The following is a 14195-nucleotide window of genomic DNA, read 5'->3' as shown; positions in this document are numbered from 1 at the left end:
GGCTGGGAAGGATTAGAACCATCACCATCGACGGCGTCGTGATCGTGCGTGCCAGTCACTTGTGTCTGGCTGCCGGATTGTTGGGACTGCGGGCCGGTTCGCACCGGGCCCAGGTGGCACGTCACATGGAGTGGACCGCGCTTCACCGGTCCAGCAACTGAGCACAAAAAAAAGCGCCACGACAACGCGTGGCGCTCCTTGCCTCTGCCTTTCAGCTCAGCAACAACGCACGGGCCGTCCCTTGCCACCGCCGTAACGCGCCTCCTGGCGCTCGCGGAAGAACTCCTCGTAAGTCATTACCGGCTTGTCCGGGTGCTTGTTCTGCATGTGTTCGACGTAATTGTCGTAGTCCGGCATGCCCACGAGCATTCGCGCGGCCTGCCCGAGGTATTTCCCCATGCGGCTCAAGTCATTGAACATACGCGCGGCCTCCTCATGCGTCCGGAATCGGCTGGAACGGCGATTCCTTGTCGGTGCGCTCCGGTTTCATCCAGGCGCTGCGTCCCACCTTGATGGCGTAGAACAGGATGCTCAGTACCACGAAGAGGAACAGCACGGTCAGGGTCGCGTTGGTGTAGGCGTTGAAGATCACATGCTGCATCTGGGTAATGTCCTTGGCCGGTGCCATGATTTGGCCAGCCTCGAGCGCATCGCTGTACTTCTTGGCCAGGGCCAGGAAACCAACGGCCGGGTTCGGGTCGAGCAGCTTGATCAGGCCCGCAGTGGTGGTGCAGATCAGCAGCCAGGTGGCCGGAATCAGCGTCACCCAGACGTAGCGCTGGCGCTTCATCTTGATCAGCACCACGCAACCCAGCATCAGGGCGATGCCCGCCAGCATCTGGTTGGAAATGCCGAACAGCGGCCACAGGGTGTTGATACCGCCCAGCGGGTCGATCACGCCCTGGTACAGCAGCCAGCCCCACATGGCCACGCAACCGGCGGTGGCGATGACGTTGGCGGTCCAGGACTCAGTGTTGCTGAGTGTCGGTACGAACTCACCCAGAAGGTCCTGCAGCATGAAGCGCCCGGCACGGGTACCGGCGTCCACCGCGGTGAGGATGAACAGTGCCTCGAAGAGGATCGCGAAGTGGTACCAGAAGGCCATGGTGTTCTCACCCGGCAGCACCTGGTGAAGGATCTGCGCGATACCCACGGCCAGAGTCGGCGCACCACCGGCGCGGGCCAGGATGGTGTGCTCGCCGATGTCCTTGGCGGTGGCCTCCAGTGCCTCGGGCGTGATGGCGAAGCCCCAGTTGCTGACCGCCGCGGCCACGCTGGCGACATCCGCACCTACCACGGCAGGCGGGCTGTTCATGGCGAAGTACACACCCGGCTCGATCACCGAGGCGGCGACCATGGCCATGATGGCGACGAAGGACTCCATCAGCATGCCGCCGTAGCCGATGTAGCGGGCATGGGACTCACTGGACAGCAGCTTGGGTGTGGTGCCGGAACTGATTAGCGCGTGGAAGCCGGAAACGGCGCCGCAGGCGATGGTGATGAACAGGAAGGGGAACAGGGCGCCCTTCCACACCGGACCGGTGCCGTCGACGAACTGGGTCAGCGCCGGCATTTTCAGTTCCGGCATGGTGATCAGGATGCCGATGGCCAGCGCGACGATGGTGCCGATCTTCAGGAAGGTCGACAGGTAATCACGTGGCGCCAGCACCAGCCACACTGGCAGCACGGCGGCCACGAAGCCGTAGCCGATCAGCATCCAGGTGATCTGCACACCGGTGAAGGTGAAGGCCGGGCCCCAGACCGGGTCAGCAGCCACCTGGCCACCCAACCAGATGGATGTCAGCAGCAGCACCACGCCCACCACCGAAATCTCACCGATGCGCCCCGGGCGGATGTAGCGCATGTAGATGCCCATCAACATCGCGATGGGGATGGTGGCCATCACGGTGAACATACCCCACGGGCTTTCGGCCAGGGCTTTCACCACGATCAGCGAGAGCACCGCGAGGATGATGACCATGATCAGGAAAGCGCCGAACAGCGCAATGGTGCCAGGGACCTGCCCCATTTCCTCGCGCACCAGCTCGCCAAGGGACCGGCCGTCTCGACGACTGGAAATGAACAGCACCATGAAGTCCTGCACCGCACCGGCCAGCACCACGCCGGCGATCAGCCAGAGCGTGCCGGGCAGGTAGCCCATCTGCGCGGCGAGTACCGGGCCCACCAGCGGACCGGCACCGGCAATGGCGGCGAAGTGGTGACCAAAGAGCACATGCTTGTTGGTCGGAACGTAGTCCAGACCGTCGTTATGGATGATCGCCGGTGTGGCACGGGCGGGGTCGAGCTGCATCACCTTGTTGGCGATAAACAGGCTGTAGTAGCGGTAGGCAACCAGATAAAGGGCAACGGCGGCCACCACTATCCACAGGGCGTTGATCGCTTCGCCGCGACGCAACGCGACGACGCCCAGAGCACAGGCGCCGACCACAGCCAGCACTGCCCATGGCAGGTGGCGCAGGACGCTGTTGTTATTGTTCATAGGAAGCTCCGAATGGATGGACAAACAAGCTGCCGCACAAGCTTAGTCCGTCTGGAGGCAACCGGTGGCTGGCCACCGTCTGCAATGACCCTTTGCACGACCGGGGGCTAGAAAAAAGCCGGGCATTGCCCGGCTCTTTTATGCGCTGCGGAACTTAACTCGGCTGCTTGGCATAGCGGGCCAGCTGGTGGTCGCGGCTCATCACGTCCAGGGTCGCGGCAAGTACTTGCTCCCCGGTGACGTCCGAGCCGGAGAAGATGGTAGAGAAATTGGCCTGGGTGACCTGGGCGAAGTGCGCGCGGTCGCCCTGTTCGATACCCAGCAGGGTCGCATAGGCATCCAGTGCCTCGCCCTTGCCCTGGGCCATGTCTTCGGCAATGTTGTCCAGCATGCCGTTCATGGCCAGCAAGGACCGGCCTCCATAGCCAATGCGGACGCTGGAATCGCAACCGTTGGTCCCCGAAGTCAGGCCGAAGGTGGCATTACCTGACGTACCGTTGGTGGTGGTGGCCAGCAGGTGTGGCACGAGGCCACGCTGACCTTCGAACACCATGTTGCCCCAGCCGCAGCCGCCACCCCCGGCCTGGTCCGCTTGTGCAGCCAGACTCGCCGCACTCAGCAGTCCTACGATCAACCCCTTGCTCAGCAGTCGCTTATCCATATTCTGCGCTCCGCATGGATTTATAGAGAAACCGCCTAAGGAGCTTTGGTGACGGATGGGGAACTGTCAAACCAGCGCCGGCAGGCCTTGCCGGCACCTGGGAATGCGGATGTAATTCGCCGCACTCCGGCTCGAATGCCCAAGGACACCGCCCCAGTGCGCGTCGCATCCATGCCTGTCCCCTATCTCCGTGTCGCCCTCGCCCTTCTGCTGCTCGGCGAGGCTGGCTGTCGGCCGGAAATACCACAAGCGCTCGACCAGCAGCTCTACATCTGGCAACGCCAATGGCGGCCCGCCCACGCAGATGCGCTGGCTGCCAGCCGCGCCGACTTTTCTACCCTTCGAGTGCTCGCCGCCCAGGCCCATCCCGGCGCAGGCTGGTCTCGTATCAGGGTGAATGCAGGGATGCTCAAAGCCGATGGCCGTCCGCTGGTGGCCGTCGTGCGGCTGGATGGCCAACTGCCGGAGCTGGACCTACAGCGCACCCGCGACGATATCCTCGCGCTGATGAACGACTGGCGCGCGCTGGGCCTCGCCGTGCAGGGGCTGGAGATCGACCACGATTGCGCCAGTGCACGCCTGCCAGCCTATCGCGCCTTCCTCGGTGAACTGCGCCAAGCGCTGCCAACGGAGCTGAAACTCAGTATTACCGCCCTGCCCGCCTGGCTCGACAGCCCCGCCCTCGTCGATTTGCTGCGCGAGGTGGACAGCAGCGTGCTGCAGATCCATGCAGTCAACGCCCCGGCGAACGGACTGTTCGACCCTGCCCGCGCCCTGACCTGGACCCGGCGCTGGAGCCAGATCAGCGACCGCCCCTTCCAACTCGCCTTGCCCGCCTATGGCATCGCCCTGGTGAACGGCGTGGTGGAAAGTGAAAGCCCGCTGGCGCTTGCCGGACCGCGCCGTGAACTACAGGCAGACCCGCGGCAACTGGCCGAATTGCTCACCGAACTACGGCAGACGCCTCCCGCGCACCTGGCCGGCGTCATCTGGTTCCGCCTGCCGCTGGCCGGCGACCGTCGTGCCTGGCCGCTCGACACCCTCAAGGCTGTAGCGCGCGGCGACGAGCTATACGCGGATATCCGGCCACAGGTCAGTCAGCATGGACCGCTCCACGAACTGGTCCTGACCAATCAAGGCAACCTTGCCGCCGCGTTGCCGGAACGCATCGAGCTGCCGGCGCAAGCCTGCGATGCTGCCGATGCCCTGGCCGGCTATCGCCTGGAACGTACGGCCAGTGCCCTGGTATTCACCCGCCACACCGAAGGCCAGCTCTCCGCCGGCCAGCAACGTGCCCTGGGTTGGGCACGCTGCCAGCAAGTCGATCAAGGAGGATCCCATGTCTACCCCTGAACGCAGCCGGCGACTGGCGCTGGCCATTGCACTCTGTCTGCCGGTATTGAGTGCCCAGGCCTGCGGGCCGGATTTTCCCCTGAGCCTGCTGGGCGACCGTGCGCAGACCCTGGCCGAACTGCCTGAGGGCAACTTCGCGTTCGAAGCGGCGCGTCTGGGCAAACCGGTGCCCGGCCTCGGCCAGTCCGGCGATGCCACCCTGGCGGGCTACTGGGACGACGGTGGAGAGCGATACCTCCAGCAGCGCGACGAGATCGAACAGAAGGAACTGGGAGACACCCTCTACCAGCAGATAAAACGCCTGCGTACGTTGACTGACTCCCGCCAGGTCGAAGACCAGGGCCAGGAGCTGCCCGCAGAGCTGCGCCTCTACAGTGCCGGCGCGGTGGCCTTCGCCCAGCAGGACTACCTGCTGGCCAGCGACTACTTTCGCCGCGTGCTGGAACTTCCGGCGGACCAACGCCGCTTGCGCGGTACCTGGGCCGCCTACTCCCTGGGGCGAGCCCAGGCCAATCTGAGCCGCCCCGAAGGCGTACCCGTCGAAGCAACCCAGCGCAGTGAGGAAGATCAGCGCCTGTTCATGCAGGATGCAGCCCAGTCCGCGCGGGAAGCGTTCCAGCAGACTCGCCAGCTCGCCATCCAAGGCTATGCCGACCCGCTGGAACTGGGCATCGCCAGCCTCGGCGAGGAAGCCCGCCTGGACTACCTGGCCGGTGACTGGGCCAGCGCCATCCGTCTCTATGCCAGCCAGACGGCCCATCGATCCAGTACCGGCTACAGCTCCCTGCGCCAACTCGCTGGCGAACTGGCGCGCATGCCCAACGAGGAGCTGGCGCCACTGCTGGCCCTACCCGAAGTGCAGCACCTGCTCACCGCTCGCCTGCTCAGCCGCATCGACGGTGAGCAGAGCGGTGATGAACGCATCAGTACGCTACTGATCGAGAACGCTGGTGCCGACCTGGCCAATGCCGATCGCCTGGCCGCCCTGAGCTACCAGTTCGGGCGCTACTCTGAGGCCGAGCACTTCGTCGCCAAGGCCGGCGACAGTGGGCTTGCCTGGTGGCTGCGGGCCAAGCTGGCCTTGCGCGATGGCGACGCGACCCGCGCCACCGAGGCCTATGCCAAGGCCGCGCGGGCCTTCCCGAAGGAAGAAGACTGGGGCTACCGGCGCACCGCAGATTGGGATTGGGAGGACGTGAAGCCGCGCTGCCGAGTGGACGGCGAGAACGCCATCCTTTCGCTCCAGCGCGGCGACTATCTGGACGCCTTCGACCTGCTCTGGCACAGCGGCGATATCTACTGGTGGGACAGCGCCACCATCGCCGAGCGCGTGCTGACCCTGGAAGAGCTCAAGGGCTATGTCGACGCCAAGGTGCCAGAGCCCAAGCCGCAGACTGCGGAAGAGCGCGAGAATTACCAGCCACGCCCGGTCGCGGCCCAACTGCGCAACCTTCTGGCCCGGCGTCTGCTGCGCGAAGGCCATTACAACGAGGCATTGCCCTACTTCGATGATGTTGAACTGCGCGAAACCGCCCGTCGCTATGGCCAGGCCCGCGAGGAGGCGGATAACCGCTGGACCGCTACCGGGCGCGCCGAAGCCCTCTATAAAGCCGCGCTGATCGCCCGCGAGCAGGGCATGGAACTGCTGGGTTACGAGATGTCGCCAGACTTTCACAGCCTAGGCGGCTCCTTCGCCCTGCCCCAGGTGGGGCAACAGCAAGCGGGCGACCTGCTGAGTGCAGACGAAGCCAAGCGACATAACGACAACCTCGCCCAGCCCAACACCCGCTATCACTATCGCTGGGTCGCCGCGCATCTGGCCGGGCGGGCCGCCGACCAGTTGCCGCAAAATAGCCAGGCCTTCGCCGCGGTGCTGTGCAAGGCAACCGGCTTCCTGCTCAGCAGCAATCTGGAAGACGCGCGCGGCTACTACCGGCGTTATGTGCAGCACGGCCCGTATGTGCCCTGGGCAGCCAATTTCGGACGGAACTGCGAGGAGCCTGACTTCGACGCCGCGGGCAAGCGTGTCTGGGAGGAGCGCGGGAAGCAACTGCGCAACAGCTTGCGCCCCTACAAGTACCTGCTCGCCGGGGCTGGAGCGCTGATCCTGGCCCTGTCGTTTTTCTGGTTCAGGCGTCGCCGCGGCGAATGAACAGTCTCGTTGGCCTTGGCTATAGTGGATGAAATCTCTCAGGAGCATGACCATGAGTGAAATCGCCAACGACCGTCGGCGCTTCCACCGCATCAACTTCGACGCCGCCACCACAATCAACCAGGGCGACAAGCGCTGGACGGCGGAGCTGCACGACATTTCCCTCAAGGGCTTGCTGGTGATCCGCCCGGCTGACTGGGATGGCGATCCGGCAAGGCCGTTCGACGTGCGCGTCGATCTGGGCGCAGACGCCAAGGTCGAGATGGAAGTGGAACTGACTCGCGCCCAGGGCGACCAACTTGGATTCGTCTGCCGCCATATCGACCTCGACTCCATCAGCCACCTGCGTCGCCTGGTGGAACTCAACCTGGGTAGCGAAGAACTGCTGGAACGTGAACTGACGGCACTGGGCGAGGAGTAGCCCGCCGGGCTGAAGCTCCCTATAGGGGCGAATTCGTTCGCCAAGCAGATCGCAGTTCTGCCAAAGGTCCCTCACCCCCAGCCCTCTCCCAAAGGGAGAGGGGGCTGTCCGTGCAATCAATTGGCTTTTCGCTCTTCGTGTGGGAGCGAATTCATTCGCGAAAACTACTCGAACAGCGCATCCAACGCCTGCTCCAGGCGCGTCACCGCGACCACGGTGAGGCCCGGCGGATCTTCCTTGGGGGCGTTGCCCTTGGGCACGATCGCCCGCTTGAAACCATGCTTGGCGGCTTCCTTCAGGCGCTCCTGGCCGCTGGGCACCGGACGTACCTCACCGGACAACCCCACTTCACCGAACACCAGCACATCATGGGCCAGGGGGCGGTTGCGCAGACTGGAGATGATGGCGGCGATCAGCGCAAGGTCGGAAGCGGTCTCAAGTACCTTCACACCGCCAACCACGTTGAGGAACACATCCTGATCGTAGGTCGGGATGCCGCCGTGCCGGTGCAATACCGCCAGCAACATGGCCAGGCGGTTCTGGTCCAGCCCCAGGGTTACCCGTCGCGGGTTGGCCAGGTGGCTGGTGTCGACCAGCGCCTGAACCTCCACCAGCATGGGCCGCGAGCCTTCCCAGGTCGCCATTACCACGCTGCCGGGCACGGACTCCTGGGCGCGTGTGAGGAAGATCGCCGAGGGGTTGGAAACCTCCTTCAGGCCTTTGTCCGTCATGCCGAACACGCCCAGCTCGTTGACCGCACCGAAACGATTCTTCACCGCCCGCAACAGGCGCAGTCGGCCGTCGGACTCGCCCTCGAAATAGAGCACGGTGTCCACCATGTGCTCCAGCACGCGCGGGCCAGCCAGGGCGCCTTCCTTGGTCACATGGCCGACCAGGAAGATCGCCGTGCCACTCTGCTTGGCGAAACGCACCAGCAGTGCCGCACTCTCGCGGACCTGGGCCACGCCGCCTGGGGCGGACTGCAATTGCTCGGTGAAGATAGTCTGGATGGAATCGATCACCATCACCTTGGGCTGCTCGACCCGCGCGGTGGCGATGATGCTTTCGATGCAGGTCTCGGTCATGACCTTCAGCTTGTCTTCCGGCAAGCCCAGGCGGCGGGCACGCATGGCGACCTGTTGCTGGGACTCCTCACCGGTGACATAGAGCGCGGGCAGACGCGTGGCGATGTTGCAGAGGGTTTGCAGGAGGATGGTGGATTTGCCGATGCCCGGATCGCCGCCGATCAGAACCACCGACCCGTCCACCAAGCCACCACCGAGCACCCGATCAAGCTCGGTGGAAGCGGTGGAAAAACGCGGCATTTCCTCAACGCTGACCTCGGCCAGGGTCTTGATCTGCGCCTGCTGGCCGGCCCAGCCGCCGCGCCCCCCGGAGGTAGCGGCGGCGCCCTCCAGCACGGTTTCCACCAGGGTGTTCCAGGCCCCGCAGTCAGCACACTGGCCGGCCCATTTGGGGAAGGTAGCGCCGCACTCGGTGCAGCCGTACATGCGCTTGGCCTTGGCCATCAGCGGACTCCGTCAGAAAAACGAAAGCCCGCATGATAGCGGATCAGCCTCGGCAACCGCCGCCGCAGTTGCAGCATTGGCCGCTAGCGCGCCGACGCTGGCGCTCGAGATCCTGGCTCAGGCCGTCCAGGCGCATGTGCAGGGCGCTAAGGCTGGAGCCGTCCAGCGGCTCGCTGCCTTCCTCGACGCGAGCGATGCGACGTTGCAGCAGATCGTACTGTTGTTGCAGGCGGTCGAGACGCTCGATGGCTTCCTGGCGCTCAGGGGAGAGCGACGACGCGGACGAAAAATCCGCGCCGGACGAGAGGTTAGTAGCAGGCATGGGACTGGCTCCGGATAGAGGGTGAGCCAGCCTATCCGGCCTCCTTCCTGGCGCTGTTGACCCCGATCAAATCAAAGTGTCAGCCCTTGGCACTCTTGAGCATCCGGGCGATTTCGTCCTTCAGGGCAACCCTCTGCACCTTCAAACCGTGCAGGATGTTGTCATCGAGGGCCTTGTTGCCGTCCTCGACTTCGTAGATTTGCGAATCCAGATCCTGGTACTCCCCCGCCAATCGGGCAAAGTGCGCATCGCTCTGCAGCAGTGCGCGCATGGTGTCCTTGAACTCTGGGAATTCACGGTTGAGCGGGTGGTGTTCTAGTGGCATGGCAGCGACCCTCCTCTTGCAGCCTCACTCTCAGGCTAGACCAGGGACCACAGGCGGAAAGCGCCGCCTGACGGAAACCTCACCCGGACTTGGCACTGCCACCTCCGGCCCCTAGCATGAGCACCGGCACAAGGAGGTGGCCGTCGCTGGCAGCCTCGACCTGCTGAATTACACTTCAGCGTTGAATCCAGAACCTCAGGGAGTGAAACATGAGCTTGCTCAACGAATTCAAAGCCTTCGCCGTCAAAGGCAACGTGGTCGACATGGCCGTTGGCATCATCATTGGCGCTGCCTTCGGCAAGATCGTCTCGTCCTTCGTGGGCGACGTGATCATGCCGCCCATTGGCCTGCTGATCGGCGGGGTCGACTTTTCCGACCTGGCCATCATCCTCAAGGCCGCCGAGGGGGAAATCCCGGCTGTAGTGTTGAGTTATGGCAAGTTCATCCAGACAATCCTCGACTTCGTGATCGTCGCCTTCGCCATCTTCATGGGGGTGAAAGTGATCAACAAACTCAAACGCGAAGAAGCCGCTGCTCCCGAGCTGCCACCGGCGCCCTCCCCCGAGGAAACCCTGCTGACCGAGATACGTGACCTGCTGAAAGCCCAGGGGGACAAGCAGCCCTGAGTTGCCCGAGGCGTCCTGTGTGGGAGCGAATTCATTCGCGAATCCCACCGACCTCAGCAAAAGAGAAGGGCCGCATCGCGGCCCTTCTTCATTTCGCGACTGAAGTCGCTCCCATAAGTGATCAGGTTGCTGTTGTCAGCGGCTTGAGCAGCAGGCGATTGACCCGCCGCTCCTTCACTTCGATCACCTGCAACTGCCAGCCTGCGACTTCCAGGGAGTCACCGATGACCGGCAGGCGATCCAGCAGACTCATGGCCAGGCCTGCGAGGGTCTGGTAGTCCTCTCCGGGCTTGGCGGCAAAGCCGACGCGCTCCCCCAGCAGGCTGAGGTTCACCGCACCACTGACCTTCCAGCCCTCATCGCACGGTTCGATATCCAGGCCATCCACCTCACTGGCGTCAGGCAGCTCACCGGCGATGGACTCGAGTATGTCGGTCATGGTCAGCAGCCCCTCGAAGCCGCCGAATTCGTTGACGACGAACGCCACGTGGGTAGAGGCCTTGCGCATTTCTTCCAGGGCGCCCAGTACGGAAGCGCTCTCCGGCAGGTTCGGCGGAATCCGCAGCATCTGCTCGAACTCCGGCTCCTGCCCCTGCAGCAACTCGCGCAGCAGTTCCTTCTTGTGCACATAGCCCAGGGGCTCATCCACATCGCCGCCCCGGATCACCAACAAGCGCGAGTGCGGCGAACGCAGCAGGGCGTCACGGATGCTTTCGCGCGGGTCGTCGAGATCGATGCGCTCCACCTCGCTGCGATTGGTCATCAGCGTACGGACCTGGCGCTCGGCCAATCCCAGTACGCCGCTGATCATGATCCGCTCACGACGGTCGAAGGGCACCTTGCCAGCGTCGCCGCCATCCAACAGGTCGGCGATTTCCTCGCCTACTTCATCGGCCTCCACGCCACGGCCACCCAGCAGGCGGAGCACGGCGTGGGCAGTTCGCTCACGCACGCTGCGGTCGCCCTGGAGCTGGCGCTTGCGGCGCCAGCGCACCAGTTGGTTGGCAGCCTCGATCAGCAGCGAGAAGCCGATGGCGGCATACAGGTAGCCTTTCGGGATATGGAAGCCCAAGCCTTCGGCGGTCAGGCTGAAACCGATCATCATCAGGAAGCCCAGACACAGCATGATCACCGTTGGGTGGGCGTTGACGAAGGCAGTCAGCGGCTTGCTGGCGATGATCATCAGGCCGATGGACACCACCACCGCGATCATCATCACTTCCAGGTGTTCGACCATGCCCACGGCGGTAATCACCGCGTCCAGGGAGAACACCGCATCCAGCACCACGATCTGCGCCACTACCGGCCAGAACAAGGCGTAGGCACGGCTGCCACCCTGGCTGTGAACGCGGCCTTCCAGGCGCTCGTGCAATTCCATGGTGGCCTTGAACAACAGGAACACACCACCGAACAGCATGATCAGATCACGGCCGGAGAAGCTCTTATCGAACACCTCGAACAGCGGCGTGGTGAGGGTGACCAGCCAGGAAATACTGGCCAGCAAACCCAGGCGCATCAGCAGGGCCAGGGACAGGCCGATCAATCGCGCACGGTCGCGCTGATGGGGGGGCAGCTTGTCGGCCAGGATGGCGATGAACACCAGGTTGTCGATACCGAGGACGATCTCCAGGACGATCAGAGTCAGCAGGCCCAGCCAGGCCGTAGGGTCAACTATCCATTCCATAGGGATCAGGCTCTCGAACCAGGTTTACGGGCAGGCGCAAACGGCGCCTGCGGGCGCTGCATCGACATGCACGAAGAGTGGGCAGCGGGACGCTGCAATTCGAAATGGCGTGCGTAGACGCCGGCGGGAAGGGGGGCGGCCGCACCCGGGGTTGCAGGGGGCGGCTTACAACTATCGCTGTCCATTGGTTTCCAGTTCGGATAAACGAACCGCAAATGCTAGGTCAGAAATCATCCAGCGCTAAGTAGGGAATTTTTACCATTCATGTACGAAATCTCTCAGCGCCTGCGAAACAGTGGCCTTGGCTCTATCACCGAACGGCCATAAAGCACACTCACACCCGCCAATCCCTTCAGCGCATCCTCGGCGGATTTATCCTCGCGAACGGCAAAGGCGTCGAAGCCGCACTGACGCATATGGCTGAGTTGGTCACGCAGCACATCACCGACCGCACGCAGCTCACCGCGCCAGCCCAGGCGGGTACGCAGCAGGTAGGCCTGGCTGTAGCCGCGGCCGTCACGGAAGCTGGGAAAGTCGACGGCGATCAGGGGCACTCCTTCCAAGAGCGGTGCCAGCGGCTCGACTTCATCGTCCGGTTGCAGCAACAACCCGTCGCGGCCGTCGCGCTCACGCCAGAGCGCCAGCGGCAGGATCAGTTGCCCATCCGGCAAGGTTTCGCCCGCCTCGCGCGCCAGGGTCCAGGTGTCTTCCACCAGGCGAGCCTCACCATCCACAAGTTTGATCAGGTTGTTCATGCCGGTACCCCCACTTTGGCGTAGACCCGTTCCTTGAAGGGATCCAGGCCGATGCGCCGCACCGTATCGACGAAGCGTTCCTCCGGCTCGCGATAGTCGCGGAAGGTTTCCACCACCTTTTCGATCACGTCCGGCACCTCGTCAGCGCTGAAGGAAGGTCCGATCACCTTGCCCAGTTCGCTGTCCATGCCCTGGGCGCCCCCGAGGGTGATCTGGTACCACTCGCTGCCGCCCTTATCCACACCGAGGATGCCGATGTTGCCGATGTGGTGATGACCGCAGGCGTTCATGCAGCCGGAGATGTTCAGGCTGAGCTCACCCAGATCCTGAAGTGCCGCTGGATCAACGAAGCGCGCCTGGATGGCCTGGGCGATGGGGATGGACTTGGCGTTGGCCAGGGAACAGTAGTCGCCGCCCGGGCAGGCAATGATGTCGGTGAGCAGGCCGATGTTGGCGGTCGCCAGGCCACAGTCGCGGGCCTTCAGCCAAAGTGCGTGCAGGTCGGCCTTGCGCACGTCGGGCAGCACCAGGTTCTGTTCGTGGGCGATGCGGATTTCACCGAAACCGAAGCACTCGGCCCAGTCGGCTACTGCCTCCATCTGGACGTCGGTGACATCTCCGGGCGGGGCATCCGGTCCCGGCTTGGTGGACAGCACGACGGCGGCGTAGCCCGGAACCTTGTGCGGTTGCAGGTTGCGCGCACACCAGCGGGCGAATTCCGGGTCCCGCGCCAGTTGGCTGCCGAAGTCCAGGTCGGCCTCATCCAGGCGGGCATAGGACGGTGCATCGAAGCTGCTGGCAACGCGCTGGTACTCAGCCTCGGTCAACTCGGCCGGGCCCTCCTTCAGGTGCTGCCACTCGGCTTCCACCTCGCGGGCAAAGGCTTCGATACCCAGCGCCTTGACCAGGATCTTGATCCGCGCCTTGTACTTGTTGTCGCGCCGGCCGTGGCGGTTGTAGACGCGCAGGATGGCTTCGACATAGGACAGCAAGTGTCGCCAGTGCAGGCCGTCACGAATCTGCTGACCGAGGATCGGTGTGCGGCCGAGGCCGCCGCCCACCAATACCCGCAGGCGCATTTCGCCCGCATCGTCGCGGTACAGGTAAAGGCCGATGTCGTGCATCTGCACGGCGGCTCGATCCTGCTCGGCTGCGCAGAGCGCGATCTTGAACTTGCGCGGCAGGAAGAGGAATTCCGGATTGATGGTGGACCACTGGCGGAGAATTTCCGCCAGTGGTCGCGGGTCCAGCAACTCGTCGGCGGCCACCCCGGCGAAGGCTTCGGTGGTGATGTTGCGCACGCAGTTGCCGGATGTCTGGATCGCGTGCATCTCCACCTCGGCCAGTTGCTGGAGGATGTCCGGCACCTCGGCCAACTCGATCCAGTTGAACTGGATGTTCTGCCGGGTGGTGAAGTGGCCATAGCCGCGATCATGTTCGCGGGCGATTCGCGCCAGGCAACGCATCTGGCTGGACGACAGCGTTCCGTAGGGGATGGCGACCCGCAGCATGTAGGCGTGCTTTTGCATGTAGAGGCCGTTCTGCAGACGCAGCGGCAGGAACTCTTCCTCGGAAAGCTCGCCGCTGATACGCCGCGCCACCTGGTCGCGGAATTGCGCCACACGCTCCTGCACCAGGGCGCGGTCGTAGTCGTCGTAGTGGTACATGCAAGCGGGCTCCAGCAAGGCGGGCGGGGGCCTTCACTATGGGCGCGCGAGCCCGGCGTAAACAGCTTCAGGTCCGTCTCAAAAAACCATATCAGATTGACTTGCAGGAGCGAGCTTGCTCGCGAATGCCGGCGGTTCGCGAGCAAGCTCGCTCCTACAAGGCGCCAGCCGATCTGAGCACTAAAAAGTGCGTTTATCTG

General features: G+C 63.9%; 13 protein-coding genes. 4 read left to right on the top strand and 9 right to left on the bottom strand.

All coding sequences use genetic code 11. The features are described 5' to 3' along the window. Positions 1–216: 216 nt before the first annotated feature. From E8E75_RS15215 to E8E75_RS15205, 3 genes are all read right to left on the bottom strand, one after another. The gene (locus E8E75_RS15215) at positions 217–420 is read right to left on the bottom strand and encodes a YbdD/YjiX family protein (RefSeq protein WP_153921583.1); all 204 of its coding nucleotides are present in this window, start codon (positions 418–420) and stop codon (positions 217–219) included. 13 nt (positions 421–433) lie between these two features. Then, positions 434–2500, bottom strand: coding sequence for a carbon starvation CstA family protein (locus tag E8E75_RS15210; protein ID WP_120653018.1), 2067 nt, complete (start codon positions 2498–2500; stop codon positions 434–436). A 154-nt stretch (positions 2501–2654) separates the two neighbouring features. Beyond that, positions 2655–3161 (bottom strand): DUF3015 domain-containing protein, encoded by a 507-nt coding sequence (locus tag E8E75_RS15205; protein WP_120653019.1) that lies wholly within the window; start codon positions 3159–3161, stop codon positions 2655–2657. A gap of 171 nt (positions 3162–3332) precedes the next feature. On the opposite strand from E8E75_RS15205, the gene E8E75_RS15200 reads away from it, so the two are divergent. The 3 genes from E8E75_RS15200 to E8E75_RS15190 are packed head-to-tail and all read left to right on the top strand — an operon-like array spanning position 3333 to position 7087. Continuing rightward, positions 3333–4514 (top strand): DUF3142 domain-containing protein, encoded by a 1182-nt coding sequence (locus E8E75_RS15200; RefSeq protein WP_153921630.1) that lies wholly within the window; start codon positions 3333–3335, stop codon positions 4512–4514. Then, positions 4501–6666, top strand: coding sequence for a hypothetical protein (locus tag E8E75_RS15195; RefSeq protein ID WP_153921586.1), 2166 nt, complete (start codon positions 4501–4503; stop codon positions 6664–6666). Before E8E75_RS15200 ends, E8E75_RS15195 begins: the two co-directional genes overlap by 14 nt. 52 nt (positions 6667–6718) lie before the next feature. Then, complete coding sequence (locus E8E75_RS15190) at positions 6719–7087, top strand: PilZ domain-containing protein (protein WP_120653021.1); 369 nt, start codon at positions 6719–6721, stop codon at positions 7085–7087. Between the two features lie 164 nt (positions 7088–7251). Here E8E75_RS15190 and radA read toward each other — a convergent pair whose 3' ends face one another. The 3 genes from radA to E8E75_RS15175 form a co-directional block, all read right to left on the bottom strand. Beyond that, positions 7252–8616 carry a DNA repair protein RadA gene (gene radA / locus E8E75_RS15185; protein WP_120653022.1) on the bottom strand — a complete coding sequence of 455 codons (1365 nt, stop codon included), beginning with the start codon at positions 8614–8616 and terminating at the stop codon, positions 7252–7254. A 43-nt stretch (positions 8617–8659) separates the two neighbouring features. Then, complete coding sequence (locus tag E8E75_RS15180) at positions 8660–8938, bottom strand: hypothetical protein (protein ID WP_120653023.1); 279 nt, start codon at positions 8936–8938, stop codon at positions 8660–8662. 79 nt (positions 8939–9017) lie between these two features. Beyond that, positions 9018–9263 (bottom strand): YdcH family protein, encoded by a 246-nt coding sequence (locus E8E75_RS15175; protein ID WP_120653024.1) that lies wholly within the window; start codon positions 9261–9263, stop codon positions 9018–9020. Positions 9264–9472: 209 nt separating this feature from the next. Here E8E75_RS15175 and mscL point away from each other — a divergent pair, with 209 nt between their 5' ends. Continuing rightward, the gene (gene mscL / locus E8E75_RS15170) at positions 9473–9889 is read left to right on the top strand and encodes a large-conductance mechanosensitive channel protein MscL (RefSeq protein ID WP_120653025.1); all 417 of its coding nucleotides are present in this window, start codon (positions 9473–9475) and stop codon (positions 9887–9889) included. 121 nt (positions 9890–10010) lie between these two features. Here mscL and E8E75_RS15165 read toward each other — a convergent pair whose 3' ends face one another. The 3 genes from E8E75_RS15165 to E8E75_RS15155 form a co-directional block, all read right to left on the bottom strand. After that, positions 10011–11573 carry a TerC family protein gene (locus E8E75_RS15165; protein ID WP_120653026.1) on the bottom strand — a complete coding sequence of 521 codons (1563 nt, stop codon included), beginning with the start codon at positions 11571–11573 and terminating at the stop codon, positions 10011–10013. 278 nt (positions 11574–11851) lie between these two features. Then, entirely contained in the window at positions 11852–12328 is a 477-nt protein-coding gene (locus E8E75_RS15160; RefSeq protein ID WP_153921589.1) for a DUF934 domain-containing protein, read from the bottom strand. Further along, positions 12325–13995: a nitrite/sulfite reductase gene (locus tag E8E75_RS15155; RefSeq protein WP_153921592.1), complete on the bottom strand. Its 1671-nt coding sequence runs from the start codon at positions 13993–13995 to the stop codon at positions 12325–12327. The genes E8E75_RS15160 and E8E75_RS15155 overlap by 4 nt, the downstream gene beginning before the upstream one ends. Positions 13996–14195: the final 200 nt, after the last annotated feature.

Origin of the sequence: Pseudomonas sp. BN606, from assembly GCF_029873115.1 — a bacterium.
In the GTDB taxonomy this organism is placed as follows: domain Bacteria; phylum Pseudomonadota; class Gammaproteobacteria; order Pseudomonadales; family Pseudomonadaceae; genus Metapseudomonas.
Note: the sequence above shows the minus strand (reverse complement) of the source record. Positions and strands in the feature narration are given on the sequence as shown.

Coding starts and splice junctions, on each gene's coding strand:
- E8E75_RS15215 (WP_153921583.1), bottom strand. CDS start 420: ATGTTCAATGACTTGAGCCGCATGGGGAAATACCTCGGGCAGGCCGCG.
- E8E75_RS15210 (WP_120653018.1), bottom strand. CDS start 2,500: ATGAACAATAACAACAGCGTCCTGCGCCACCTGCCATGGGCAGTGCTG.
- E8E75_RS15205 (WP_120653019.1), bottom strand. CDS start 3,161: ATGGATAAGCGACTGCTGAGCAAGGGGTTGATCGTAGGACTGCTGAGT.
- E8E75_RS15200 (WP_153921630.1), top strand. CDS start 3,333: ATGCCTGTCCCCTATCTCCGTGTCGCCCTCGCCCTTCTGCTGCTCGGC.
- E8E75_RS15195 (WP_153921586.1), top strand. CDS start 4,501: ATGTCTACCCCTGAACGCAGCCGGCGACTGGCGCTGGCCATTGCACTC.
- E8E75_RS15190 (WP_120653021.1), top strand. CDS start 6,719: ATGAGTGAAATCGCCAACGACCGTCGGCGCTTCCACCGCATCAACTTC.
- radA (WP_120653022.1), bottom strand. CDS start 8,616: ATGGCCAAGGCCAAGCGCATGTACGGCTGCACCGAGTGCGGCGCTACC.
- E8E75_RS15180 (WP_120653023.1), bottom strand. CDS start 8,938: ATGCCTGCTACTAACCTCTCGTCCGGCGCGGATTTTTCGTCCGCGTCG.
- E8E75_RS15175 (WP_120653024.1), bottom strand. CDS start 9,263: ATGCCACTAGAACACCACCCGCTCAACCGTGAATTCCCAGAGTTCAAG.
- mscL (WP_120653025.1), top strand. CDS start 9,473: ATGAGCTTGCTCAACGAATTCAAAGCCTTCGCCGTCAAAGGCAACGTG.
- E8E75_RS15165 (WP_120653026.1), bottom strand. CDS start 11,573: ATGGAATGGATAGTTGACCCTACGGCCTGGCTGGGCCTGCTGACTCTG.
- E8E75_RS15160 (WP_153921589.1), bottom strand. CDS start 12,328: ATGAACAACCTGATCAAACTTGTGGATGGTGAGGCTCGCCTGGTGGAA.
- E8E75_RS15155 (WP_153921592.1), bottom strand. CDS start 13,995: ATGTACCACTACGACGACTACGACCGCGCCCTGGTGCAGGAGCGTGTG.